Origin of the sequence: Pseudomonas sp. MOIL14HWK12:I1 (assembly GCF_000510705.1) — a bacterium.
GTDB classification, from domain to species: Bacteria; Pseudomonadota; Gammaproteobacteria; order Pseudomonadales; family Pseudomonadaceae; genus Chryseomonas; species Chryseomonas oryzihabitans.
Map to the genome: position 1 here is coordinate 16,713 of NZ_AZNY01000003.1, position 20,012 is coordinate 36,724.

Consider the following 20,012-nt stretch of genomic DNA (forward strand, 5'->3'; position numbering starts at 1 on the left):
TTCATTTCTACACCGGCCTCAGGCCACCGAGGCGATGCGGTTGCCGGCGCTGGCCTTCTCGACCTTGATGGCGACGAACTTGGAGGTGGGCGTGAAGCTGCCCTCGCCGTAGCTTTCCAGGGGCACCAGCGGATTGGTCTCCGGGTAGTAGCCGGCTGCCTGGCCGACCGGGATGTCGAACGGCAGCGCAGTGAAGCCGCGGACCCGGCGTTCGAGGCCGTCGTCCCACAGGGCGACCAGATCCACCTTCTCGCCGGCGGCCACGCCCAGGCGATCCAGATCGGCCTGGTTGACGAAGACCACGTCGCGCTGGCCCTTCACGCCGCGATAGCGGTCGTCGAGGCTGTAGATGGTGGTGTTGTACTGGTCGTGGGATCTCATGGTCTGCAAGATCAGGTCGGGCTTGATGCCCTGGCGCCGGACCGCATCCGGCAAGAGGTCATGCAACAGCGCATTGGCCGCGAAGTTGGCCTTGCCGGTGGGGGTGTTCCACTCCCGGCGTCCGGCCTTGTTGCCCAGGTAGAAACCGCCGGGTGCGGCGAGACGCGCGTTGAAGTCCTGGAAGCCGGGAATGACGTCGGCGATCAGGTCGCGGATGCGGTCGTAATCCTCGATCAGCCAGTCCCAGTCCACCGGATGGTTGCCCAGGGTGGCCTTGGCCAGGCCGGCGACGATGGCCGGCTCGGACTTCATCTGCGTCGACAGCGGCCGCAGGATACCGGCCGAGGCGTGCACCATGCTGAAGCTGTCTTCCACGGTGATCGCCTGCTTGCCACCCCTCTGCACGTCCATCTCGGTGCGGCCCAGGCAGGGCAGGATCAGCGCCTGGCGACCGGTCACCAGGTGGCTGCGGTTGAGCTTGGTGGCGATATGCACGGTCAGGTCGCACTGGCGCAGCGCCCTGTGGGTGCGCGGGGTGTCCGGGGTCGCCTGGGCGAAGTTGCCGCCGAGGCCGATGAACACCTTGGCCTTGCCCTGCTCCATGGCGGCGATGGCTTCCACGGTGTTGTGACCACGATTGCGTGGCGGCTCGAAGGCGAAGCGCTTGGCCAGGGCGTCGCTGAGCCAGGCCGGGGCCTTCTCGTCGATGCCCATGGTGCGGTCGCCCTGGACGTTGCTGTGGCCGCGCACCGGGCAGAGGCCGGCGCCGGGCCGGCCGATGTGGCCGCAGAGCAGCTGCAGGTTGGCGATCTCCTGCACCGTGGCCACCGAATGGCGGTGCTGGGTGATGCCCATGGCCCAGCAGATGATGACCTTCTCGGCGCGGGCATACATGCGCGCGGCCTGTTCGATCTCGTGCAGCGACAAGCCCGACTGGCGCTCGATCAGCTCCCAGGAGGTGGCGTCGACCTGAGCCAGGTAGTCGTCCATGCCCAGGGTGTGGGCGGCGATGAAATCGTGGTCGAAGACGCGCTTGGCGCCCTTGGCAGCGGCTTCGCGCTCCCACTGCAGGAGGTACTTGGCGATGCCGCGCAGCGCCGCCATGTCACCGCCCAGGGCCGGACGGAAGTAGGCGGTGTTGGTCGGCCGCGAGTCGTTGGTCAGCATCTCCAGCGGACTTTGCGGGTGCTGGAAGCGCTCCAGGCCCCGCTCCTTGAGCGGGTTGAAGCAGACCACCTGGGCACCGCGCTTCACCGCGTTGCGCAGGGTCTCGATCATGCGCGGGTGGTTGGTGCCGGGGTTCTGGCCGATGACGAAGATGGCATCCGCCTCGTCCAGGTCGTGATAGGTCACGGTGCCCTTGCCGACGCCGATGCTGCGGCCCAGGCCGACGCCGCTGGCCTCGTGGCACATGTTCGAGCAGTCGGGGAAGTTGTTGGTGCCATAGGCGCGCACGAACAGCTGATAGAGGAAGGCCGCCTCGTTGCTGGCGCGCCCCGAGGTGTAGAACTCGGCTTCGTCGGGACTGGCCAGGGCCTTGAGCTCCTTGGCGATCAGCGCGAAGGCGGCGTCCCAGGCGATGGGCACATAGCGATCGGTGGCCGCGTCATAGCGCAGCGGCTCGGTCAGCCGGCCCTGGTATTCGAGCCAGTAGTCGCTCTGCTCCAGCAGCGAGGTCACGCTGTGGCGAGCGAAGAAGGCGGCATCGACGCGGCGCTTGGTGGCTTCCCAGTTGACCGCCTTGGCGCCGTTCTCGCAGAACTTCACCAGGCCGTTTTCCGGGGCCTCGCCCCAGGCGCAGCCGGGGCAATCGAAGCCATGGTCCTGGTTGGTCTTGAGCAGGGTCCGCAGATTCTTGAAGGCGTTGCCGCTGTCGAGCCAGAAGTGCACCACGCTCTTCAGGGCGCCCCAGCCGGCGGCGGGGCCTTGATAGGGTTTGAAGGACTGCTGAGGTTTGTTCATGGCGATTCCCGTGGGATCAAGGGGCCACCGGCGCCGGGGCATAGACCCGCGGCAGCGACCGGTGTGGCAGATGGATCAGATTGAGACGATGACGGCGCGCCCACTCCACGGCCAGCCCGGTAGGCGCCGACAGGGTGATGAGGGTGGCGAGTCCGGCCCGCACCGCCTTGTGGATGAGTTCGAGGCTGCAACGGCTGGTGACCACCACGCAGCCCTCGCGCACCGGCTGGCGCTGGCGCAACAGGGCGCCGATCAGCTTGTCCAGGGCGTTGTGGCGACCGATGTCCTCGCGGCACAGGGTCAGTTCGCCCTGGCCGTCGATGAACAGCGCGGCGTGCACCGCGCCGCTGCGCTGGCCCAGGTCCTGGGCGGCATCGATGCGCTGGCGTAGGTCGTGCAGGTGGGCGGCCGGTGGCAGCGGCACCTTGCGCAGGCGATCCAGCTGCGGCAGCGCCTGTTCCAGGGCCTCGACCCCGCACAGGCCGCAGCCACTGGTGCCGGCCAGCTGGCGGCGCTGCTGCTTGAGCGCCCAGAAGGTGCGGCTGCTGATCTCGACGTCGACATTGAGGGCTTCGCCGACGCGCCGCACCTGGATGCCATAGATGTCGTCGATGGCATCGACGATACCGGCGCTGAGACTGAAACCGACCACGTAGTCTTCGACGTCGGCCGGCGTCGCCATCATCACCGCATGGCTGATGCCGTTGTAGGCGATGGCCAGCGCCACCTCCTCGGCCAGCGGCTGTTCGCCGCGCACGGCAGGCTGCTCCAGCTCGGCGAAGGCATAGCCGGCGGGGGGCGCGGCAACGAGGTCTGGCGAATCCTGGGACATGGGCGAAAACGACCTGCGGCGGTTTGACACAGATCAAAGATTAACCAGCACATCCCGGGGCGTCTAATCGCTATGACCGATGCCTTGATAAACGCTATCTATCACTCTCGGCATAGAGCGCCTTGACTGCCTGGAAACAGGCATCGGCGACCGCCAGTCGGGGTTCGGTCCGACGAATGAGCAGCCCCAGGGGCGCCAGGGTACGGGCCGTGGCGATGGGGATCAGCCGCGCATGGGGGGTGAGCCGATCGAAACCGCCGGCCAGGGGCACCACGGCGCAGCAGAGACCGGCATTGACCGCCTGCAAGAGCAGATAGACGGCGTCGGTCTCCAGCACCGGCTGTGGCGTCAACCCCAGGCTGCGAAAGCCGTGGTCCACCGACTGGCGAAAATGCATGGCGCCGGTGAGCAGGCCGAGCGGCAAGCCGGCCACCGCCTGCCAGTCCAGCGCGGCCTGGTCGAAGCTGAAATGGCGCTCGTCATAGAGCAGGCCCATGCGCGTCTCGGTCAGGGTCAGGCTGTCGAAGCGCGCCGGATCGAGGTGTTCCAGGTAGGAGATGCCCAGCTCCAGGCGATTGCTGGCCACGGCTTCGAGGATGCGCTCGGTGCTGAGCACCTGCAGCTGGAAATGCAGCTTGGGGTGCAGCAGGCGCAGGTGCTGCAGCAGCGGCATGGGATCGAAGCTGGCCAGCGGCACCAGGCCGACCCTCAGGGTGCCCACCAGTTGCCCCTGGAAGGCCTGGGCCTCGGCATAGAGACCGTCATGGGCGGCCATCAGGGTGCGCGCCCAGGCGAGGATGCGCTGCCCCGCCTCGGTGAATCCCTCGAAGCGCTGCCCGCGACGCACCAGCTCCACCCCCAGCTCGTCTTCCAGGCCACGCAGGCGCATGGACAGGGTCGGCTGGGTGACGTGGCAGCGCGCCGCCGCCTGGCCGAAGTGACGCGTCTCGTCCAGGGCGATGAGAAAGCGGAGTTGCTTGATATCCACTTATTACCTCCGGGCGCTCTGCCCCCTCTCCCCCTGGGAGAGGGCCGGGGTGAGGGTCGCCAGGACTGCGGCAGTCCTCACTGCGGCAGCAGCTCGCGATAATCCCGCACCGCCTCGAACTCCTCGCTGTCCTTGGGACCGCGCCGGCTGTCCGGCTCGTGGATCGCCAGCAGGTGGGCGACGCCATAGTCGCGGGCGCTGCGCAGGATCGGCAGGTTGTCGTCGATGAACAGGGTACGCGCCGGATCGAAGGCGAAGTCGGCCTGCAGGGCGTGCCAGAACTGCTGTTCTTCCTTGGGGAAGCCGTAGTCGTGGGAGCTGATCAGCCGGTCGAAATAGGGCGCCAGCTCGATGCGCTCCAGCTTCAGCGACAGGGAATCGCGGTGGGCGTTGGTGATCAGCGCCACCCGCTTGCCGGCGCGTTGCAGGGCGGCGAGAAAGGTGTCGGCGTCCGGCCGCAGGGCGATCAGGTGGGCGATCTCCTCCTTGAGTTCGCGCATGGAAAAGCCCAGCTCGGCGCTCCAGAAGTCCAGGCAGTACCAGGTCAGCTTGCCCTGGTGGCTACGAAACAGCGGCTCCAGCTCGGCCTTGGCCAGCGCCAGGGACTGGCCGTGGCGCTCGGCATAGCGCTGCGGCAGGTACTCCAGCCAGAAATGGTTGTCGAAATGCAGATCGAGCAGGGTGCCGTCCATGTCCAGCAACACGGTATCGATACGGCTCCAGTCGAGAGGGGTCATGGTGACTCCGGATCATGTAACAGGCGGGTTATCATACCCGTCCGCCCAGCCCAGGAGCCGTCCATGCGCCAGAAACCCACTGTTCTCGCCCGACAGATCGTGGCCAAGAGCCGTCTGTTCACCGTCGAGGAGATGCAGTTGCGCTTCGCCAACGGCGAGGAACGCACCTATGAGCGCCTGGCCAACAAGGGCACCGGTCATGGCGCGGTGATGGTGGTGGCGCTGCAGGACGCCACCCACGCCCTGCTCATCGAGGAATACTGCGGCGGCGTGGAAGACTACGAACTGTCGCTGCCCAAGGGCCTGGTGGAGCCGGGCGAAGAGATCCTCGACGCCGCCAATCGCGAACTCAAGGAAGAAGCCGGCTTTGGCGCGCGCCAGCTGGAATACCTCACCGCCCTGTCGCTGAGCCCAGGCTACATGAGTCAGCGCATCCATGTGGTGCTGGCCCGCGACCTCTATCCCGAGCGCCTGCCGGGCGACGAACCCGAGCCCCTCGAAGTCAGCAGCGTCGACCTGCGCGAGCTGTCGCAGCTGGTGCAGAATCCGCGCTTTTCCGAAGGCCGCGCCCTGGCCGCCCTCTACCTGGTGCGCGACCTGCTCACCCAACGCGGAGAACTGCCGGCATGATGGCGCCCGTTTCCATTACCGCTCCGCTGGTGCTCAACGTCGTCGACCTGGTGCGCCAGGCCGGCGCGGCCATCCTGCCCCATTGGCGCCAGGGCGTGGCGGTGCGGCAGAAGAGCGACGACTCGCCGGTGACCGCCGCCGACCTCGCCGCCCACCGGGTGCTGGCCGAAGGCCTGGCGCGCCTGACCCCGGACGTGCCGGTGCTGTCGGAAGAAGCCTGTGACATCCCCTTCGCGGCGCGTAGCGCCTGGGACGTCTGGTGGGTGGTCGACCCCCTGGACGGCACCAAGGAATTCATCGATGGCAGCGAGGAATTCACCGTCAACGTGGCCCTGGTCGAACGCGGCCAGGTGATCTTCGGCGTGGTCGGCATCCCCACCCGGGACGTCTGCTTTAGCGGCGGCCGCGAACTGGGCGCCTTCCGTATCCAGGGCGAGGACGGCGTCGAGATCGGCGTGCGCACCCAACCGGAAGAAGCCTTCACCGTGGTCGCCAGCCGCCGCCACGGCAGTCCGGCGCAGCAGCGCCTGCTGGAAGAACTGGGCACCACCCTGGGCGAACCCAAGCTGGTCAGCGTCGGCAGCTCGCTCAAGTTCTGCCTCCTGGCCGAAGGCCTGGCCGACTTCTATCCCCGGCTCGCCCCCACCTCCCAGTGGGACACCGCCGCCGCCCAGGGCGTGCTGGAAGGCGCCGGCGGCGAGGTCCTGACCCTGGACGGCCAGCCCCTCACCTACGAGATGCGCGAGTCCTTTCTCAATCCGCACTTCCTCGCCCTGCCCCGCGAGGCCACCTGGCGGCAGCAGGTGCTGGAGCTGGCCGGAGCCCTGGGCGACGCCTGAGGCCGCTAGGCCACCACCTTGGCCAACTCCGGCACATCGCCGGACAGGCCCAGGGCGCGGCGCACGAACAGGGCCTTGGCTTCGAAATGGCGATCGACCTGCTTGAGCGCGGCGTTGCGCAGCCAGCGCAGCGGCAGGCGGTCGTCCTGGAACAGCCGCTGGAAGCCTTCCATCGCCGCCATCATCGCCAGGTTGTGCGGCATGCGGCGGCGCTCGTAGCGCTCCAGCACCCGCTGCTCGGCGATGGATTCGCCGCGGGCCTGGGCATGGCGCAGTTCCTCGGCCAGCACCGCGGCGTCGAGAAAGCCCAGGTTGACGCCCTGCCCGGCCAGCGGGTGGATGACGTGGGCGGCATCGCCGATCAGGGCCAGACCGGGTTCCACATAGCGCTTGGCATGGCGCTGGCGCAGCGGGATGCACAGCCGTGTGTCGCTACACTCCACCTTGCCCAGGCGCTGCTCGAAGGCTTCGCCCAGGGCCTGGCAGAAGGCCGCGTCGTCCAGGGCCATCAGCCGCTCGCCCTGCTTGGGCGTGCAGGACCAGACGATGGAGCACCAGCGGGTGTCGCCACCGCGGTCCAGCGGCAGGAAGGCCAGCGGGCCGTCGTCGGTAAATCTTTGCCAGGCGGTGCGCTGGTGCGATTCGGCGCAGCGCACGCTGGTGACGATGGCATGGTGCAGATAGTCCCACTCGCGGGTTTCCAGCCCGGCCAGACGGCGCACGGCGGAGGTGGCGCCATCGGCAGCCACCACCAGCGGCGCGCGGATCTGGCGGTCGCCGGCGAGTTGCACCAGCCACTGATCGCCGGAGCGACGCAGCAATTCCAGGCGCGCCTCGGGCAGGAGCAGGACGTTGGCCTCGGCCAGGCTTTCGAGCAGGGCATCCTGCACCACGCGGTTCTCGACGATGTGGCCGAGCACCTCGGCGTGCACGCTGGCGGCATCGAAATGCACGGCGCCGGTGCCGGAGCCGTCCCAGACGTGCATCGCCTGGTAGGGACTGACACGGCGCGCCAGGATGCCGTCCCAGGCGCCCAGGCGCTGCAGGATGCGCTGGCTGGCCAGCGACAGGGCGCTGACCCGGGGCTCGAAGGGCAGGTCGCTCTCGACCGCGCCGGGGGTGAGCGGGCCGCGGTCGAGCAGCACCACTGACAGGCCGCTGTCGGCCAGGGCCAGGGCCAGGGCGCTGCCGACCATGCCGGCACCGACGATCACCAGATCCGCATGGGTCAGCATGCTCGTTTCTCCTCGCAGGTCAGGGACGGGTACCCAGGCCCATGGCCTGGCGGGCGAAGGCACTCTTGGCCGGCGGGCACAGCTCCAGGCCGACCAGGCCCAGGTTGCGCCCGGCACTGAGCCAGGGCCGGCTGTTGGAAAACAGCCGGGTGATGCGATCGGAAAAGCCGATGGTCAGCTGCTGGTCCAAACGCTGGCGCTGCAGATAGTCCTGCAGGGTGGCGAAGTCGCCGGGCGCCGCGGCGCTCTCCAGCAGGCACTCGGCCAGACTGTCGACATCGCGCAGGGACAGGTTGAAGCCCTGGCCGGCGATGGGGTGCAGGCTGTGGGCGGCATTGCCCAGGACCACCAGGTGCGGGCGGACCTGTTCGTTGGCCTCCAGCAGGGTCAGCGGATAGGCATGGCGGGTGCCGACCTGGGTGAAGCTGCCGAGGCGATAGCCCACCGCCTGCTGCAATTCGGCGAGAAAGACGGCAGCGGGCGCCTGTTGCAGTCGCAGGGCCTCGCCGTCCGGCTGGGTCCAGACCAGGGCGCTGCGCTGGCCCGGCAGGGGCAGCAGCGCCAGGGGGCCGTGGGGCGTGAAGCGCTCGAAGGCGCGCCCGCCATGGCCGAGATTGGTCGAGACGTTGGCGATCAGCGCGGTCTGCTCATAGACCGTCCGCCGCACCTCGATGCCGAGGGACTCGCGCAGCGCCGAGCGGCCGCCGTCGGCCAGTACCGCCAGGCCGCATTCGAGGATGTCGCCATCCTCCAGCTCCAGGCGATAGCCGTCGGCAACGGCGGTGAGCGTGCGTACCTCGGCCGGGCAGCGCCATTCCACCACCTCGCGATCCAGCGCCTGCCAGAGCACCTGGCCGATCCAGGCGTTCTCCACCACATAGCCCAGCGCTGGCAGGTTCTCGTCGCGGGCGAGCAGCTGGGTCACGCCGAAGCGGCCCTGGTCGGAGACCTGGATCTCGCGGATCGCCTCGGCATGCTCGGCCAGGGCGTCCCAGACACCGAGGCGCTGGTAGATCAGCCGCGAGCCATAGGAGAGCGCCGAGGAGCGGGCATCGTAGCTGGGCTGATAGGTGTCGCCAGGGGCGAAGGGCTCCACCAGCAGGATGCGCCAGCCGCGCGCCTTGGCGCCGGCCTGCAGGGCCCGGGCCAGACTGGCGCCCACCAGGCCGCCACCGATGATGGCGATATCAGGACGTTGCATGAGCGTTCTCCCGGCGGTCGCGCGCGGCCGCCATCAAGCCTTCGATCTCCGCGGCCGCCTTGGGCAGGCCGGCGGTCAGCACCTCGCAACCACTGCGCGTCACCAGCACCTCGTCTTCGATGCGGATGCCCAGGCCGCGCCATTTGCGCGGCACCTCGGCCTCCACCGGGATGTAGAGTCCGGGCTCCACGGTCAGCACCATGCCCGGCTCCAGCATCCGCCACTGATCGCCGATGCGGTATTCGCCGACGTCGTGGACATCCAGCCCCAGCCAGTGACCGGCGCGGTGCATGTAGAACTGGCGACAGGCGCCGGCCTCGATCAGCGCATCCAGCTCGCCCTGCAGCAGCCCCAGGGCGAGCAGCCCCTCGGTGATCACCCTGACCGTGGCTTCGTGGGGTTCGTTCCAGTGCCGTCCGGGCGCGACGCAGGCGATGGCGGCCTGGTTGGCGGCCAGCACGATGTCGTACAGCTGCCGCTGCTCCGGCGAGAAGCGGCCATTCACCGGAAAGGTGCGGGTCACGTCGCTGGCATAGCACTCCAGCTCGCACCCGGCATCGATCAGCACCAGGTCGCCGTCGCGCAGAGGGGCATCGTTGGCCTGGTAGTGCATGACGCAGGCATTGGCCCCGGCGGCGACGATGGAGCCATAGGCCGCCAGCCGGGCACCGCCCTGGCGGAAGCAGTAGTCCAGCTCCGCCTCCAGGTGATACTCGCGCAGCCCCGGTCGGCAGGCCTGGATAGCGCGCAGGTGGGCGGCGCAGGTCAGCTCGGCGGCGGCCTTGAGCAGACGCACCTCGGCGGCCGACTTGTACAGCCGGCTGTCGTGCAACAGGGTATCCAGCGCCAGCAGCTCCCGCGGCGGCGAGGCGCCCTGGTCGGCCTTGGCGCGGATCAGTTCGATCCAGTTGAGCAGTTGCCGCTCGAATTCCGGATGGGCGCCCATGGCGTAGTAGACCCGCTCACGCCCCTCCAGCAGCCCAGGCAGGATGTCGTCCAGGTCGCCGATGGGAAAGGCATCGTCGGCGCCATAGTCGGCCAGTGCCCCTTCCTGACCGGCGCGCCGGCCCTCCCAGCGCTCCAGCTCCGCGTCCCGCTCGCGACAGAACAGCAGGTATTCACCGTGGGCCCGGCCGGGAATCAGCACGGCCAGGGCTTCGGGTTCGGGAAAGCCGGTGAGGTACTGGAAATCGCTGTCCTGGCGATAGGGTTGTTCGATGTCGCGATTGCGCAGGCACACCGGAGCGGCGGGCAGCAGGGCGATGCCGCCGTGGCCGATCTCGGCCATCAGGGCGCGGCGGCGACGGGCGAATTCGGCCTTGTGGATCCGCGGCATGGCCGCTCAGTGCACCACGGGCGCGGGTTCGGGAATGGGACCGCGGCCGTATTCGCCATAGAGCAGCAGCGGCGCGACGCGCAGGTATTCGGTGACTTCCATGAAGTCGTTCTCGCCCTCTTCGCCTTCCTCGGCCGGCTCCTGGATCTGGGCGATGGCCGCCAGGTCCTCGAGCACCTCGCGCGCCTCGCCGGAGACCTCGCCGGTGCGACCGGACAGGCCGAAGCCGGCGAGGAAGCCCTGACACCACTGACCCAGGGCCGCGGTGCGCTCGGCGAGCGGCACCTCGTCCGGCGGCAGCATCAGCACCAAGGCCACCTGCTGGCCGGCGAATTCCTGCTGCACCATGCCCAGCAGACCCGAGAGCGCCGCCTGCAGACGCTCGCCCGGCGCGCCACCGAGCAGCTCGCTGGCCGCGGCCAGCCAGTCGTTCTCGTCGAAGCCCGCGCCCCCGCAGACCCGCCCGAGCAGGTGACCGTGGAGTTCGGCGGGCGAGACCGGCAGAGCGGCCTCGGCGAGCAGGGTGGCGAAGGCGGCGTAGGCGGATGCTGAGCTGGACATGGCGTCGAGGTGAGGCGCTGGCTAGAATGAAGCCTTATCCTACGCGCTGACCCCGCCGGCGGCCAATCTCGTTGCACCCTTCTGGAGCTGTAGCCCTCATGCGCGAGTCTCGCGACACGCCCCTCGACGCCGATCTGGAAGCCCTCGGTGACCGTGTGGAGCGCCTGCTCCTGCGTCTCGAGGAATTGCAGCGGCAGAATCGACAACTGCGCCAGGGCGAGCGCAACTGGCGCCAGGAGCGTGCCGAGTTGATCGAGAAGAACGAATTGGCCAGATCGAAGGTCGAAGCGATGATTTTACGCCTGAAAGCCTTGGAGCAGGACTCATGAGCATCGAGACCGTGACCGTCCAGATACTGGAAAAGGAATATCGCATCAGCTGCCCGGCTGACGAGCGCGCCAACCTGGAGAGCACCGCTCGCTACCTGGACGGCAAGATGCGCGAGATCCGCGGCAGCGGCAAGGTCATCGGCGCCGACCGCGTGGCCGTGATGGCCGCCCTCAACATCACCCACGAACTGCTGCACCGCCAGGACGACGTCAGCCTGGAAGTCAGCAGCACCCGCGAGCGGGTTCGCGATCTGCTGGATCGCGTCGACCGGGCGCTGATCACCGAACACGACACCACCGCCTGATCGCCGACCGGGGACAGGTGGGGGTTTGCATCCCGGCTCAGGGGCGTATACTGGAGACCACTCTCTGGTGTGTGCGCCAGTCGGTCATGTCCCCGAGCCGATAAGCAACACCCCGGGGGTTGCTCGTCAGACTGGTGTGCATGTCCGCTACGGCGGAAAGCCTAAAGGTCTACGACTTCTCCCACCTTGAACCAAGGGTTCAAGGGCTACACCGGCAGCGGCATTCCGGAGAGCTCATTTCCTTCATGACCACCCCGCCTTCCTCCGATCTCAGCAGGCCCGCGCTGCGCAAGCTCCTTCGCCAGCGACGTCGCGCCCTCACCCCTGTTCAGCAACGCCAGGCCGCCCGCCAGCTCTATCGGCAGCTCGCGCAGCATCCGCTGTTTCGTCGTGCCCGGCATATCGCCTTCTACCTGCCCAGCGATGGCGAGATCGATCCGCGTCCGTTGCTCGAAGAAGCCCAGCGTCGCGGCAAGGCCACCTACCTACCGGTGCTTTCGCGCTGGCCGCGGACGGCGATGATCTTTCAGCGCGTGGGTCGTGGCGAATCCTGGGTGCGCAATAGATTCGGCATCGCAGAGCCGCGCCCGGATCGGCGCCTGGGGCGCCCGACCTGGGCGCTGGACCTGATTCTGATGCCACTGGTGGGTTTCGATCCCCAGGGCGGACGCCTGGGCATGGGCAAGGGCTTCTATGACCGCAACCTGGCCTATCTGGCACGCCGGCGGCAATGGCACAGCCCGCAGCTGATCGGCTGTGCCCATGAATGTCAGAAGGTGGAGCGGCTGGCACTGGCGGCCTGGGACGTGCCCATGGCGGCCGTGGTGAGCGATGACGGCTGGTACGCTCAGCGTACGGGCGAGACTTCCCGCGCCGGCTGAGTGTCGCTGGCATAGCGGGCGTATTGCTGGCTCTGGCGCTGCTCCCAGAAGCTCTGGGTGTACCCGGTGGTGACGACACCCAGGGTAAAGATCAGGACCAGCACCCACAACAGATCAGGTTTGCGTTTCATCGAGCTGGGCCACCCCCTTGCTGGCACCTTTGGGCAGGACAGGACGTCGCCCTGTTATGCTCAGCGCGTACGATCAGACTACATCCGGAATGCGCGGCATTCTGCGACAAGCGGTCGCCCCTTGCAATCGACCAGACCCTTTCCTGGAAGCTCCCGAGCCTCCATTCGTCAGGAGACGAACCGTGGCCTGCTGGCTGTTGAAATCCGAACCCGATGAATTCTCGCTGGCCGACCTGGAACGCCTGGGCCAGGCGCGCTGGGACGGGGTACGCAACTACCAGGCGCGCAACTTCCTGCGCGCCATGGCGCCCGACGAGCTGTTCTTCTTTCACCATTCGAGTTGCGCCGAACCCGGCATTGCCGGCATCGGCCGCATCGTCGGCGAAGCCTTCGCGGATCCCACCGCCCTGGATCCCGAAAGTCCCTATCATGCGCCCAAGGCCAGTGTCTCAGACAACCCCTGGACGGCGCGCCAGGTCGCCTTCGTCGAGGCCTTTCCGCGGGTGCTGACCCTGCCGCGCCTGCGCCAGTTGCCGGCACTCGCCGACTTCGCCCTGCTGCGCAAGGGCAACCGCCTCTCGGTGATGCCGGTCAGCGCGGCGGAATGGGCGGCGATCGTCGCCGCGACCCGCGGCTGAGCGCTGACCTCAGGGCTGGATGATCAGGTTGTTGAACAGCAGGTCTTCCACCAGGGGCTTGCCCTCCTCCTGGGTCAGGACGCTCTGCACCTGCTTGAGGGCCTCCTGGCGCAGCTTCTCGCGGGCTTCGACACCCGCCAGGGTCTCGTCGGTCTGCTGGGCGAAGAGCATCACCAGCTGATTGCGCAGCAGCGGCTCATGGAATTCGACCTTATCCTTGGCTTCCTTGCCGGTCATCATCAGGGCGATGTCGGCCTTGTAGTACTTGAGCTTGGGACCGCTGCCATAGTTGCCGACCAGCGCCGGGGTCAGGTTGTAGAACTCGGTCTTGGGCGCCTCGCCTTCCTTCCCTTCCTTCTTCTCTTCGCCCCAGACATTCATGGCCAGGCAGAAAGACAACATAATGGCAACGACAGCTTTCACGTTGGATCCTCGCGGGTGGATGGCTGCAGCATAGCCAGCACGACTCAAGGGGTCACCTCGAACCTGAGGGTTCCGATCACCTGGCCGACGTCCGTCACCACTTGCACCTGCCAACGGCCGGTCACGTCACCGGGGAAGTTCTGCTTGTGGGTCCAGGCGCGATAACCGGCCTCGCGACCGCCGCTGATATCCAGCGGAATCCGATCCACCTCCTGCCCGGCATGGCGCCAGACGTGGTAGATGCGCTCGTTCAGACCGCGCGGCGCATTGATGGCGGTGAAGGCATAGAGCCCCTGGGCGCGCAGTTGGGCGATGCTCAGGCTTTTCACCGCATCGCCGGGCTGGCGCTTGAGACTGTCGAAGTTGGTGCTCATGCCCATGTCGGTCAGCCACAGGGTGGCCGGCGGCACCCAGGCGCGCCCCAGCCAGCCGAAGGCGCCGATGGCCAGGCACAGCCCCAGCAGCCCCAGCCAGCGCCAGCCGAGGCGTACCCGGAAGGCCACCGCCAGACTGGGAAAGGACAGCAGCACGGCGACCCCCAGGGCCAGTTCGTAGCTCTGGGTGGTGGTCAGGTGCAGGATGATCGGCAGCGCCGTGAGCAGCACCGCGAACAGGGTCAGGGTGTGGTAGCTGAGGAAGACCCAGCGCCGCGGCGCCAGGGCCTTGTAGTAGAGCGGATCGATGATGGACACCAGGGCGGCCGCGCCGAGCAGCCCGGTGAACAGCGCCTGGCCGCTGTTCCAGGCCGTGGTGATGGCAAAGAACGGCAGGCAGAAGAACAGGCTTTCCTGGTGGATCAGCTGGGTGGCGTAGCGCAGCAGCGGCGGCGGCAATTCCCAGCCGAAACGGCGGCTGACCCAGCCCCGCAGCACGTTTTCCAACATCAGCCAGACCCAGCTCGCCAGCATGACCACGGCCATCACCGGGGCGAAGCCCTTCTGCCGGTCCACCAGCAGGAAGCTGCAGATCCCCGAGATGAAGCCGGCCAGGGCGATCAGCCGCGGATAGCGTTCGAACAGGGCGGTGGCCAGGTTCAGGGCGCGGGAGGAGAGGACTTTCCAGGCAGGCATGACGACTCGCGAAAACAACGGCAAAGACGCGCCACCCTAGGCGCGCAACCCCCGCAGATCAAGAGGGAATCCGGGCTGCCGCTGCCACAGGGCGGAAAAGCCTGGACCCGCTGTAATATCATTGTAATATTCGAAAACGAACCTGGAATGTTCGCTTTCGATTAATACCTATAACAATACCGAGGCTCCCATGCTTGGAATCTTCGCCCCCGCGGCCCACCGCGCGCCGCTGCCCGCCGATCGCATCGACCCCGTCTACCGCCGTCTCCGCTGGCAGATCTTTGCCGGGATCTTTATCGGCTATGCCGGCTACTACCTGCTCCGCAAGAACTTCTCGCTGGCCATGCCCTACCTGGTGGAGCAAGGCTACAGCCGGGGCGAACTGGGCGTAGCGCTGTCCGCGGTGGCCATCGCCTACGGCCTGTCCAAATTCCTCATGGGGCTGGTCTCGGACCGCTCCAATCCGCGCTACTTCCTGCCCTTCGGGCTGGTGATGTCGGCGCTGGTGATGCTGCTGTTCGGATTCGCGCCCTGGGCCACCTCCAGCGTCAGCATCATGTTCGTCCTGCTGTTCCTCAACGGCTGGTTCCAGGGCATGGGCTGGCCGCCCAGCGGTCGCACCATGGTGCACTGGTGGTCGCAGAAGGAGCGTGGCGGGGTGGTTTCGGTGTGGAACGTCGCCCACAACGTCGGCGGCGGCCTGATCGGTCCGCTGTTCCTGCTCGGCCTGGCCTGGTTCAACGACTGGCACGCCGCCTTCTATGTCCCGGCCGTGGTGGCCCTGGCGGTCGCGGCCTTCGCCTTCATCGCCATGAGAGACACCCCGCAATCCTGCGGCCTGCCGTCGGTGGAACACTGGAAACAGGACTTCCCCGAGGGCTACAGCGAAGGTCACGAACGTGAATTCTCCACCAAGGAGATCTTCGTCGAGTACGTGCTGAAGAACCGCCTGCTCTGGTACATCGCCTTTGCCAACGTCTTCGTCTATCTGCTGCGCTATGGCGTGCTGGACTGGGCACCCACCTACCTCAAGGAAGCCAAGCACTTCTCGGTGGACAAGACCTCCTGGGCCTACTTCTTCTACGAGTGGGCCGGCATCCCCGGCACCCTGCTCTGCGGCTGGCTCTCGGACAAGCTGTTTCGCGGCAACCGCGGCGCCACCGGCGTGGTGTTCATGCTTGGCGTGATGATCGCCACCCTGGTCTACTGGCTCAACCCGGAAGGCAATCCCGGCGTCGACCTGGCGGCCCTGGTCTGCATCGGTTTCCTGATCTACGGTCCGGTGATGCTGATCGGGCTGCAGGCGCTGGAACTGGTGCCCAAGAAGGCCGCCGGCACCGCTGCGGGCTTTACCGGACTGTTCGGCTACCTGGGTGGCTCGGTGGCGGCCAATGCCCTGGTCGGCTACACCGTGGACCACTTCGGCTGGGATGGCGGCTTCATGCTGCTGATCGGCTCCTGCGTCCTGGCCATCGTCTTCCTGGCACTGACTCTGAGACACACCGGCATGGTGGCCAAGTCGCAGCGGTAGCGCTGAACGCCACTGACAAATCGCGGCCATAGGCCGCTCCTACAGCTCACCTAGCTGTAGGAGCGGTCGCTACGGCGCACCGGCATGGCCGCGAGCCGCATCAACCCCGCGGCGCGTAGGCGAAGACGTCGGCGCGCATCTGGTGCGCGTCCATGCCGGCGTCCACCAGGGCGTCCAGGGTGGCATAGACCATGGCCGGTGAGCCGCTGGCATAGACGTGCAGGCCGCTCAGGTCGGCGAAATCCGCCCGCACCACCTCGTGCAGCAGACCACAGCGCCCTTCCCAGCCACAGGCATCGCTTACCACCCGGTTGAGGACGAGATTGGGCAGCTCCGCCCATTGCTCCCAGGCCTCGATGGCATAGAAGTCGTCCGGCGTGCGCACGCCCCAGTAGAGGTGCACCGGATGGGCGAAGCCGCGGGTGCGGGCGTCTTCGATCAGGCTGTGCATCTGCGCCATGCCGGTCCCGGCGGCGATCAGCACCAGGGGGCCATCGGGCAGCTCGGCCAGATGGGCATCCCCATAGGGCAGCTCGACCTGGGCCATGCCCTTGCCTTCCAGTTGCGCCAGCAGCGCCTGGCTGCTGGCCTCGCGCGCCAGCACGTGCAATTCCAGCTCACGCCCCTGGTGGGGCGCCGAGGCCAGGGAAAAGGCCGACTGCTTGCCGTCTTCACGGCCGATCAGCAGGTACTGGCCAGCGTGATAGCGTGGCGGTCGTCCAGCCGGCGCGCGCAGGCGCACCCGGCGGACATCGCCCCCCACGTCATCCAGCGCCACCACCTGGCAGGCCAGCGTGCGCACCGGCAATTCGCCGGGCGCCAGGACGCCGTCCCACTGCAGCAGACAATCGCTCAGGGGCACCGCCACGCAGACATAGACCTCGCCGTGATCGACCGTCTGGCCGTGCTGGCTGACCTGCCCTTCCACCAGCAGCGCGGCGCAGAGCTGGCAGTTGCCATTGCGGCAGCTGTGCGGTCCGCTGTAGCCGAGGCGCTGCGCGGCGGCCAGGATGGCTTCGCCGGGCTGGGTTTCCAGTACCGCACCCGAGGGCTGCAGGGTGACCTTCATCGTCGTCTCCGTTAATCGATCCCGAGACTGGACCACATCTCGTCCACCCGTTTGACCACCGCTTCGTCCTTGACGATCGCCCGCCCCCACTCGCGGGTGGTTTCGCCCGGCCACTTGTGGGTGGCATCCAGGCCCATCTTCGAGCCCAGGCCGGAGATCGGCGAGGCGAAGTCCAGGTAGTCGATGGGGGTGTTGTCGATCATCACGGTGTCGCGCTTGGGATCCATGCGCGTGGTGACTGCCCAGATGACGTCGTTCCAGTCGCGGGCATTGATGTCGTCGTCGGTGACGATCACGAACTTGGTGTACATGAACTGCCGCAGGAACGACCAGACGCCCAGCATCACCCGCTTGGCGTGGCCGGGGTACTGCTTCTTGATGGTCACCACCGCCATGCGGTACGAGCAGCCTTCCGGCGGCAGATAGAAGTCGACGATTTCCGGAAACTGCTTTTGCAGGATGGGCACGAAGACTTCGTTGAGCGCCACGCCCAGGATGGCCGGCTCGTCCGGCGGCCGCCCGGTGTAGGTGCTGTGATAGATGGGATCGCGACGCCGGGTGATGCGCTCCACGGTAAAGACCGGGAAGGTATCGACCTCGTTGTAGTAGCCGGTGTGATCGCCATAGGGCCCTTCCGGCGCGGTCTCGCCCGGATGGATGACGCCTTCCAGCACGATCTCGGCGCTGGCCGGCACCTGCAGGTCGTTGCCCACGCACTTGACCAGTTCGCTGCGACTGCCGCGCAAGAGGCCGGCGAAGGCGTATTCGGACAGGGTATCGGGCACCGGCGTGACCGCGCCGAGGATGGTGGCCGGATCGGCGCCCAGGGCCACGGCCACCGGATAGGGCTGGCCGGGATGCTTCTGGCACCACTCGCGGAAGTCCAGGGCGCCGCCCCGATGGCTCAGCCAGCGCATGATCAGCTTGTTGCGGCCGATGACCTGCTGGCGATAGATGCCGAGGTTCTGACGCTCCTTGTTGGGGCCGCGGGTGACCGTCAGGCCCCAGGTGATCAGCGGCGCCACGTCGCCCGGCCAGCAGTACTGGATCGGCAATTTGCCCAGATCGACCGCCTCGCCCTCCTCGATCACCTCCTGGCAGGGGGCGTCCTTGAGGACCTTGGGCGCCATGCTGATGACCTTCTTGTAGATCGGCAGCTTCGACCAGGCGTCCTTGAGGCCCTTGGGCGGCTCGGGCTCCTTGAGGAAGGCCAGCAGCTTGCCGATCTCGCGCAGGGCGCCGACGTCCTCGGCACCCATGCCCAAGGCTACGCGCTGGGGCGTGCCGAACAGGTTGCCCAGCACGGGCATGGAGAAGCCCACGGGATTCTCGAACAGCAGCGCCGGGCCCTGCTTGCGCAGGGTCCGGTCGCAGATTTCGGTCATCTCGAGGACCGGCGAGACCGGGGCGGTCACGCGCTTCAGTTCACCACGCTGCTCCAGGCTGCGGATGAAGTCACGCAGATCTCGGTATTGCATGCGGCCTCTTGGCGCTGGGGAAAGTCTGGCAGTCTACCGCCTGAGTCGCGCATCGAGAAAGCACTGGCCCAGAAACGCCAAAGGCCGGGATTTCCCGGCCTTTGTATGCGACTGCGCCTTACTTGCTGCGCTTCATCGAATCGAAGAACTCGTTGTTGGTCTTGGTCTGACGCAACTTGTCGAGGAGGAATTCGATGCCGGCGATCTCGTCCATCGGATGCAGGATCTTGCGCAGGATCCACATGCGGGACAGCTCTTCCTCGTCGGTGAGCAGTTCTTCGCGGCGGGTGCCGGACTTGTTGATGTTGATGGCCGGGAAGACGCGCTTCTCGGCGATGCGCCGCTCCAGGGGCAGCTCCATGTTGCCGGTGCCCTTGAATTCCTCGTAGATCACCTCGTCCATCTTCGAGCCGGTTTCCACCAGCGCGGTGGCGATGATGGTCAGGCTGCCGCCTTCCTCGATGTTACGGGCGGCACCGAAGAAGCGCTTGGGCTTCTCCAGGGCGTGGGCATCGACACCACCGGTGAGCACCTTGCCGGAACTGGGGATCACGGTGTTGTAGGCACGCGCCAGACGGGTGATGGAGTCCAGCAGGATGACGACGTCCTTCTTGTGCTCGACCAGGCGCTTGGCCTTCTCGATCACCATGTCGGCGACCTGCACGTGGCGGGTCGGCGGCTCGTCGAAGGTGGAGGCCACCACTTCGCCGCGCACGGTGCGCTGCATCTCGGTCACTTCCTCGGGACGCTCGTCGATGAGCAGCACGATGAGGTAGCACTCGGGATTGTTGCGGGTGATGTTGGCCGCGATGTTCTGCAGCATGATGGTCTTGCCGGCCTTGGGCGGCGCGACGATCAGACCGCGCTGACCCTTGCCGATGGGGGCGCAGAGGTCGATGACCCGACCGGTGAGGTCTTCGGTGGAGCCGTTGCCGGCTTCCATGGTCAGGCGCTTGTTGGGGAACAGGGGCGTGAGGTTCTCGAACAGCACCTTGTTCTTGGCGTTTTCCGGACGGTCGAAGTTGATGGTGTCGACCTTGAGCAGCGCGAAGTAGCGCTCGCCCTCTTTCGGCGGACGAATCTTGCCGATGATGGTGTCGCCGGTGCGCAGGTTGAAGCGGCGGATCTGGCTGGGAGAGACATAGATGTCGTCGGGACCGGCCAGGTAGGAGGAGTCGGCGCTACGCAGGAAGCCGAAGCCGTCCTGCAGGATCTCCAGCACGCCATCCCCGGAAATCTCGTCGCCACCCTTGGCGTGCTTCTTGAGCAGCGCAAAGATGATGTCCTGCTTGCGGGACCGGGCCATGTTTTCCAAGCCCGCGGCATCCGCCATTTCCAACAGTTCCGTGATGGGCTTTTGCTTGAGTTCGGTCAGATTCATAGACGTATGTTGACGTGAGAAGAGGCGAAGGAGGGATTCGAGCTGAGCGGCCGGATGCGAGATTAGCTTCGCGG

Annotated in this window: 21 protein-coding genes and 1 other RNA gene; 8 read left to right on the forward strand and 14 right to left on the reverse strand. The window is 67.0% G+C overall.

Going from position 1 to position 20,012, the window contains the following annotated elements; genetic code table 11:
* Positions 1–18 precede the first annotated feature (18 nt).
* The 4 genes from PSEK12I1_RS0100055 to yrfG all read right to left on the reverse strand — a co-directional run bounded on the left by PSEK12I1_RS0100055 (position 19) and on the right by yrfG (position 4,900).
* Positions 19–2,343 (reverse strand): FdhF/YdeP family oxidoreductase, encoded by a 2,325-nt coding sequence (locus PSEK12I1_RS0100055; RefSeq protein WP_037006527.1) that lies wholly within the window; start codon positions 2,341–2,343, stop codon positions 19–21.
* 16 nt (positions 2,344–2,359) lie between these two features.
* The gene (gene fdhD, locus PSEK12I1_RS0100060) at positions 2,360–3,175 is read right to left on the reverse strand and encodes a formate dehydrogenase accessory sulfurtransferase FdhD (RefSeq protein WP_027600318.1); all 816 of its coding nucleotides are present in this window, start codon (positions 3,173–3,175) and stop codon (positions 2,360–2,362) included.
* A gap of 94 nt (positions 3,176–3,269) precedes the next feature.
* The gene (locus PSEK12I1_RS0100065; RefSeq protein WP_007161326.1) at positions 3,270–4,163 is read right to left on the reverse strand and encodes a LysR family transcriptional regulator; all 894 of its coding nucleotides are present in this window, start codon (positions 4,161–4,163) and stop codon (positions 3,270–3,272) included.
* 77 nt (positions 4,164–4,240) lie between these two features.
* A complete protein-coding gene (yrfG, locus tag PSEK12I1_RS0100070; protein WP_027600319.1) occupies positions 4,241–4,900 on the reverse strand; it encodes a GMP/IMP nucleotidase in 660 nt (219 codons plus the stop codon).
* A 63-nt stretch (positions 4,901–4,963) separates the two neighbouring features.
* On the opposite strand from yrfG, the gene nudE reads away from it, so the two are divergent.
* Together nudE and cysQ are read left to right on the forward strand one after the other, a co-directional pair.
* Positions 4,964–5,530 carry an ADP compounds hydrolase NudE gene (gene nudE, locus PSEK12I1_RS0100075; protein ID WP_027598200.1) on the forward strand — a complete coding sequence of 189 codons (567 nt, stop codon included), beginning with the start codon at positions 4,964–4,966 and terminating at the stop codon, positions 5,528–5,530.
* Positions 5,527–6,369: a 3'(2'),5'-bisphosphate nucleotidase CysQ gene (gene cysQ / locus PSEK12I1_RS0100080; protein WP_037006529.1), complete on the forward strand. Its 843-nt coding sequence runs from the start codon at positions 5,527–5,529 to the stop codon at positions 6,367–6,369. Before nudE ends, cysQ begins: the two co-directional genes overlap by 4 nt.
* Positions 6,370–6,374: 5 nt before the next feature.
* Here cysQ and PSEK12I1_RS0100085 read toward each other — a convergent pair whose 3' ends face one another.
* Genes PSEK12I1_RS0100085 through PSEK12I1_RS0100100 form a run of 4 tightly spaced genes read right to left on the reverse strand, consistent with a single transcriptional unit; the run spans position 6,375 to position 10,702 of the window.
* The gene (locus tag PSEK12I1_RS0100085; RefSeq protein WP_027600321.1) at positions 6,375–7,604 is read right to left on the reverse strand and encodes a 2-octaprenyl-3-methyl-6-methoxy-1,4-benzoquinol hydroxylase; all 1,230 of its coding nucleotides are present in this window, start codon (positions 7,602–7,604) and stop codon (positions 6,375–6,377) included.
* 19 nt (positions 7,605–7,623) lie between these two features.
* Positions 7,624–8,805 (reverse strand): 2-octaprenyl-6-methoxyphenyl hydroxylase, encoded by a 1,182-nt coding sequence (ubiH, locus tag PSEK12I1_RS0100090; RefSeq protein WP_027600322.1) that lies wholly within the window; start codon positions 8,803–8,805, stop codon positions 7,624–7,626.
* Positions 8,792–10,141, reverse strand: coding sequence for a Xaa-Pro aminopeptidase (pepP, locus tag PSEK12I1_RS0100095; protein WP_027600323.1), 1,350 nt, complete (start codon positions 10,139–10,141; stop codon positions 8,792–8,794). The genes ubiH and pepP overlap by 14 nt, the downstream gene beginning before the upstream one ends.
* Positions 10,142–10,147: 6 nt before the next feature.
* Entirely contained in the window at positions 10,148–10,702 is a 555-nt protein-coding gene (locus tag PSEK12I1_RS0100100) for a UPF0149 family protein (protein WP_027598195.1), read from the reverse strand.
* A 98-nt stretch (positions 10,703–10,800) separates the two neighbouring features.
* Here PSEK12I1_RS0100100 and PSEK12I1_RS0100105 point away from each other — a divergent pair, with 98 nt between their 5' ends.
* From PSEK12I1_RS0100105 to PSEK12I1_RS0100115, 4 genes are all read left to right on the forward strand, one after another.
* Positions 10,801–11,031: a TIGR02449 family protein gene (locus PSEK12I1_RS0100105; RefSeq protein ID WP_007161334.1), complete on the forward strand. Its 231-nt coding sequence runs from the start codon at positions 10,801–10,803 to the stop codon at positions 11,029–11,031.
* Positions 11,028–11,336: a cell division protein ZapA gene (locus PSEK12I1_RS0100110; RefSeq protein WP_007161335.1), complete on the forward strand. Its 309-nt coding sequence runs from the start codon at positions 11,028–11,030 to the stop codon at positions 11,334–11,336. Before PSEK12I1_RS0100105 ends, PSEK12I1_RS0100110 begins: the two co-directional genes overlap by 4 nt.
* 58 nt (positions 11,337–11,394) lie before the next feature.
* Positions 11,395–11,572, forward strand: a non-coding RNA gene (gene ssrS / locus PSEK12I1_RS24180) — 6S RNA.
* Between the two features lie 9 nt (positions 11,573–11,581).
* Positions 11,582–12,217, forward strand: coding sequence for a 5-formyltetrahydrofolate cyclo-ligase (locus PSEK12I1_RS0100115; RefSeq protein ID WP_027598194.1), 636 nt, complete (start codon positions 11,582–11,584; stop codon positions 12,215–12,217).
* On the opposite strand, the gene PSEK12I1_RS24695 is transcribed toward PSEK12I1_RS0100115, so the two are convergent.
* Complete coding sequence (locus PSEK12I1_RS24695; RefSeq protein ID WP_169742417.1) at positions 12,184–12,348, reverse strand: hypothetical protein; 165 nt, start codon at positions 12,346–12,348, stop codon at positions 12,184–12,186. The two genes, PSEK12I1_RS0100115 and PSEK12I1_RS24695, sit on opposite strands and share 34 nt — an antisense overlap.
* 182 nt (positions 12,349–12,530) lie before the next feature.
* Between PSEK12I1_RS24695 and PSEK12I1_RS0100125 the strand changes: the two genes are divergently transcribed.
* Complete coding sequence (locus tag PSEK12I1_RS0100125; RefSeq protein WP_027600324.1) at positions 12,531–12,986, forward strand: EVE domain-containing protein; 456 nt, start codon at positions 12,531–12,533, stop codon at positions 12,984–12,986.
* Positions 12,987–12,995: 9 nt separating this feature from the next.
* On the opposite strand, the gene PSEK12I1_RS0100130 is transcribed toward PSEK12I1_RS0100125, so the two are convergent.
* Positions 12,996–13,409: a flagellar basal body-associated protein FliL gene (locus PSEK12I1_RS0100130; RefSeq protein WP_027600325.1), complete on the reverse strand. Its 414-nt coding sequence runs from the start codon at positions 13,407–13,409 to the stop codon at positions 12,996–12,998.
* A 44-nt stretch (positions 13,410–13,453) separates the two neighbouring features.
* A complete protein-coding gene (locus tag PSEK12I1_RS0100135) occupies positions 13,454–14,479 on the reverse strand; it encodes a DUF5924 family protein (RefSeq protein ID WP_027598191.1) in 1,026 nt (341 codons plus the stop codon).
* 190 nt (positions 14,480–14,669) lie between these two features.
* On the opposite strand from PSEK12I1_RS0100135, the gene glpT reads away from it, so the two are divergent.
* Positions 14,670–16,010, forward strand: a complete 1,341-nt coding sequence (gene glpT, locus PSEK12I1_RS0100140) for a glycerol-3-phosphate transporter (RefSeq protein WP_027600326.1) — start codon at positions 14,670–14,672, stop codon at positions 16,008–16,010.
* 100 nt (positions 16,011–16,110) lie between these two features.
* Here glpT and PSEK12I1_RS0100145 read toward each other — a convergent pair whose 3' ends face one another.
* From PSEK12I1_RS0100145 to rho, 3 genes are all read right to left on the reverse strand, one after another.
* A complete protein-coding gene (locus tag PSEK12I1_RS0100145) occupies positions 16,111–17,079 on the reverse strand; it encodes a CDP-6-deoxy-delta-3,4-glucoseen reductase (RefSeq protein ID WP_027600327.1) in 969 nt (322 codons plus the stop codon).
* Positions 17,080–17,090: 11 nt separating this feature from the next.
* Positions 17,091–18,557 carry a 4-hydroxy-3-polyprenylbenzoate decarboxylase gene (gene ubiD / locus PSEK12I1_RS0100150; RefSeq protein WP_027600328.1) on the reverse strand — a complete coding sequence of 489 codons (1,467 nt, stop codon included), beginning with the start codon at positions 18,555–18,557 and terminating at the stop codon, positions 17,091–17,093.
* A 118-nt stretch (positions 18,558–18,675) separates the two neighbouring features.
* Complete coding sequence (rho, locus tag PSEK12I1_RS0100155; RefSeq protein WP_007161344.1) at positions 18,676–19,938, reverse strand: transcription termination factor Rho; 1,263 nt, start codon at positions 19,936–19,938, stop codon at positions 18,676–18,678.
* Positions 19,939–20,012 lie beyond the last annotated feature (74 nt).

Excerpts from the sequence above, each read along its gene's own strand:
- ubiH (WP_027600322.1), bottom strand. The coding sequence starts at position 8,805 with ATGCAACGTCCTGATATCGCCATCATCGGTGGCGGCCTGGTGGGCGCC.
- pepP (WP_027600323.1), bottom strand. The coding sequence starts at position 10,141 with ATGCCGCGGATCCACAAGGCCGAATTCGCCCGTCGCCGCCGCGCCCTG.
- PSEK12I1_RS24695 (WP_169742417.1), bottom strand. The coding sequence starts at position 12,348 with ATGAAACGCAAACCTGATCTGTTGTGGGTGCTGGTCCTGATCTTTACC.
- PSEK12I1_RS0100145 (WP_027600327.1), bottom strand. The coding sequence starts at position 17,079 with ATGAAGGTCACCCTGCAGCCCTCGGGTGCGGTACTGGAAACCCAGCCC.
- yrfG (WP_027600319.1), bottom strand. The coding sequence starts at position 4,900 with ATGACCCCTCTCGACTGGAGCCGTATCGATACCGTGTTGCTGGACATG.
- PSEK12I1_RS0100115 (WP_027598194.1), top strand. The coding sequence starts at position 11,582 with ATGACCACCCCGCCTTCCTCCGATCTCAGCAGGCCCGCGCTGCGCAAG.
- rho (WP_007161344.1), bottom strand. The coding sequence starts at position 19,938 with ATGAATCTGACCGAACTCAAGCAAAAGCCCATCACGGAACTGTTGGAA.
- glpT (WP_027600326.1), top strand. The coding sequence starts at position 14,670 with ATGCTTGGAATCTTCGCCCCCGCGGCCCACCGCGCGCCGCTGCCCGCC.
- PSEK12I1_RS0100105 (WP_007161334.1), top strand. The coding sequence starts at position 10,801 with ATGCGCGAGTCTCGCGACACGCCCCTCGACGCCGATCTGGAAGCCCTC.
- cysQ (WP_037006529.1), top strand. The coding sequence starts at position 5,527 with ATGATGGCGCCCGTTTCCATTACCGCTCCGCTGGTGCTCAACGTCGTC.
- fdhD (WP_027600318.1), bottom strand. The coding sequence starts at position 3,175 with ATGTCCCAGGATTCGCCAGACCTCGTTGCCGCGCCCCCCGCCGGCTAT.
- PSEK12I1_RS0100100 (WP_027598195.1), bottom strand. The coding sequence starts at position 10,702 with ATGTCCAGCTCAGCATCCGCCTACGCCGCCTTCGCCACCCTGCTCGCC.
- ubiD (WP_027600328.1), bottom strand. The coding sequence starts at position 18,557 with ATGCAATACCGAGATCTGCGTGACTTCATCCGCAGCCTGGAGCAGCGT.
- PSEK12I1_RS0100055 (WP_037006527.1), bottom strand. The coding sequence starts at position 2,343 with ATGAACAAACCTCAGCAGTCCTTCAAACCCTATCAAGGCCCCGCCGCC.
- PSEK12I1_RS0100110 (WP_007161335.1), top strand. The coding sequence starts at position 11,028 with ATGAGCATCGAGACCGTGACCGTCCAGATACTGGAAAAGGAATATCGC.
- nudE (WP_027598200.1), top strand. The coding sequence starts at position 4,964 with ATGCGCCAGAAACCCACTGTTCTCGCCCGACAGATCGTGGCCAAGAGC.
- PSEK12I1_RS0100135 (WP_027598191.1), bottom strand. The coding sequence starts at position 14,479 with ATGCCTGCCTGGAAAGTCCTCTCCTCCCGCGCCCTGAACCTGGCCACC.
- PSEK12I1_RS0100085 (WP_027600321.1), bottom strand. The coding sequence starts at position 7,604 with ATGCTGACCCATGCGGATCTGGTGATCGTCGGTGCCGGCATGGTCGGC.